The organism is Salinivibrio sp. PR919 (genome assembly GCF_001995355.1).
Classification (GTDB): domain Bacteria; phylum Pseudomonadota; class Gammaproteobacteria; order Enterobacterales; family Vibrionaceae; genus Salinivibrio; species Salinivibrio proteolyticus.
Genome location: NZ_MUFL01000155.1, coordinates 1 through 2,574, shown reverse-complemented (window position 1 = coordinate 2,574; position 2,574 = coordinate 1). Strand labels below are relative to the sequence as shown.

Sequence of the window (2,574 nt, the reverse complement as noted above, 5' to 3'; positions counted from 1 at the left end):
TCATAATAGATACAGTTTGTATCAATTAAAGAGATAATATGGATAGGCTAACGGCAATACGTAGTTTTGTAGAGGTGGCCAATTGCAAAAGCTTTACGCGGGCGGCCGAACAACTCGGGCTAACGCGTTTGCAGGTTTCAAGGCATGTGCAAGAGGTCGAGCAATGGCTTGCGCAGCGTCTGTTGCATCGGACAACGCGTAAAGTCAGCTTAACGTATGCCGGTGAGCAAGCTTATGGTCATTGCCAGCGTATTTTGGACGAAGCGGCGGCGTTAACGTTGACGACTGGACGATTACAGGGCGCCTTAACCGGTCGTATTCGAGTCGCTGCGCCAATCGGGTTAGCGCAAGGGATCCTTGTTGCGCCAGTAACACAATTTACCGATGCGCATCCAGAGGTCGTCATTGAAGTGATTGCCTCCGACCAATTTACGCCCTTAGTAGATGAGCGGGTCGATATTGCGCTGCGCTTCACACCTCAGCCGGATGAGCATTTAATTGCCCGCAAACTCATGGCCATCGATTCTATCGTGTGTGCGTCACCGGCATATATAGCCCACGCGTCGCAGCCTAATCACCCGAGCGATCTCAGTGATCACCCGTGCTTAATTCATGTCAGCGGTGATCATTGGCAGTTTATTAAAGACAATCGCCGAGAAGAGGTAAGAGTGAGTGGGCCGATTCACGCCAACGACTTAGGCACCTTGGTCAATGCGGCGCGAATGGGAAAAGGGATTGTCCGTGTGCCATGTGATTTAGCCAATCCCTATGTGGAGCAGGGGGAGTTAATACCTTTGCTGACCGATTATCGCTTACCGCCCAGTGCACTGTGGGCGGTCTATTTATCGCGTAGTTATCAACAGCCTGTCGTGCGCCACTTTATCGATCACTTAGCAAGCTGCTGGCAGCATGATATCCAAGCTCCCATTGATGGGTCAGCTACTTGAAAAGCGTGACAACTACAACGCGAGTTTAGTGAGGTAGTGATGGCTTAACGTCAGTGAGCGTGCCAGGGGTTTGGGTAGGGTGTCGATTTCGAGGCTATCAAGCAAGTTTTTCACATGCAGCCCGAGTTCGGTATCACCACTGATACTGAGTTGGCGCTGGAAAAACAGCGTATCCGGATCGCAATAGTGAGTCGCCATTTTCAAAAACGCTAACCAATCTCCCTCGATACTGGCGTCCTCTTCCCCAGACAAGCGGACCAATAATTGGTTGTCTTCGTTCATCGACACAAACCAATTCGCGTTGAGATCGCGCAATCCAATGCGAATGGTACGGCCAGCAAGAAAGTCGAACTCGTCCTCTGCCAGCGGCACCGCAAAAGCGGTATTCATGACTTTGGTCAGCATCTGAGCTTGCAGCCCATGTGGTAATTGAGTGATCGCTTTTAGCCCCGGTGTAATCAGGTTTGGTTGGGGCATTGGAAGACTAAGAGGTTGTTGGGTAATTGGGTTAACGAGCATTTGGCTTTCCTTTGGTGCCAATGGTTGAATGCCACTAGAGTAACGAGATTGATGGGGCTACCTTTGGATCAAGGTCAAAGAAGTCTTTAAAATCGAGCTAACAGGAAGTATTACTTTTGCATGACTTATATTTAATTCAGGAAGGAGTTTACCGACTATTTAATCTCTGATGAGGTTTTAGTTACTATGCTTGTCTAAATTTGTGTTGATATAAGATATTAAATCGCTTTCAGGTCTAATGTGATGTCCTGTTAATCACATTAGACCTAATGCTATCTTAATTGAAAATTAATCACATTTTCTTAAAAGTTATATTTGATGTTAGCCATTAACAATACTTCATCACCAATTTTTGCGCTGGTGGTATGCTGTGTACCAGATTCACTCCACTTACGCTCGAACTCATTAGTATGATGAAGATAGCTTAGCTCTGTACCCACACTCCATGTATTAAAGCGATAGTTTAACCCTGTTTGACCACCAATGACTAAACCGTTGAAGTCGTCAGCGTCGAAGTCAGCGTAAAATTTTTCATAACCGAGCTTACCACCAACCGTCCATGCTAGCTTTTGTGTAATTGGCACTAAGTAGTTATATTTAGTGTATATTGTACCAACTTCGAGATCATCGCTAGTATGTTCTTCGGTTGTTCCTCGATAATCATAGCCAACACTGATCTGGTGTGCTTCGTTTAAGGTAACACCTCCCTCGATACCAAAAGCGAGCGAATCAGCTAGATCCGTTTCTGTTTTGCTTTCATCGTAAGATGATTCAAAATTACCACTTAGGCGTGTTCCAATATCAACACCAATAAATGGCTCAAGTTTTTCTGCTGCGCTTGCATTGAAAGTAGTTATAGCGGTCAATGCAAGTAAAGGGATAGTTTTTTTCAACATTTTCACTCCTGCTTTTGAATGTCTTTTTTGTATTCTAAAGCTGATATTTTAATCATTAACGCCAGTTTAACTATGTTTAACTGAATGCTCCCTGAACATAATTAGAATTAGAAAGGCGTGATGTATAACATCGCTGTTTAAAGCTAATAGTTCTGATCTTTACCTTTTTGTAAAAATTGATATTTTATTCATGAGACGTTAAGGTTGAACTG

3 protein-coding genes are annotated in these 2,574 nt (G+C 44.5%); 1 reads left to right on the top strand and 2 read right to left on the bottom strand.

The features are described from left to right. The first annotated feature begins 38 nt into the window (after window positions 1-38). Window positions 39-947 carry a LysR family transcriptional regulator gene (locus BZG83_RS16245; protein WP_077482101.1) on the top strand — a complete coding sequence of 303 codons (909 nt, stop codon included), beginning with the start codon at window positions 39-41 and terminating at the stop codon, window positions 945-947. Window positions 948-959: 12 nt separating this feature from the next. On the opposite strand, the gene ubiT is transcribed toward BZG83_RS16245, so the two are convergent. Continuing rightward, entirely contained in the window at window positions 960-1,466 is a 507-nt protein-coding gene (gene ubiT / locus BZG83_RS16240; RefSeq protein ID WP_077482099.1) for a ubiquinone anaerobic biosynthesis accessory factor UbiT, read from the bottom strand. 302 nt (window positions 1,467-1,768) lie between these two features. Next, complete coding sequence (locus BZG83_RS16235) at window positions 1,769-2,362, bottom strand: outer membrane beta-barrel protein (RefSeq protein ID WP_077482097.1); 594 nt, start codon at window positions 2,360-2,362, stop codon at window positions 1,769-1,771. Window positions 2,363-2,574 lie beyond the last annotated feature (212 nt).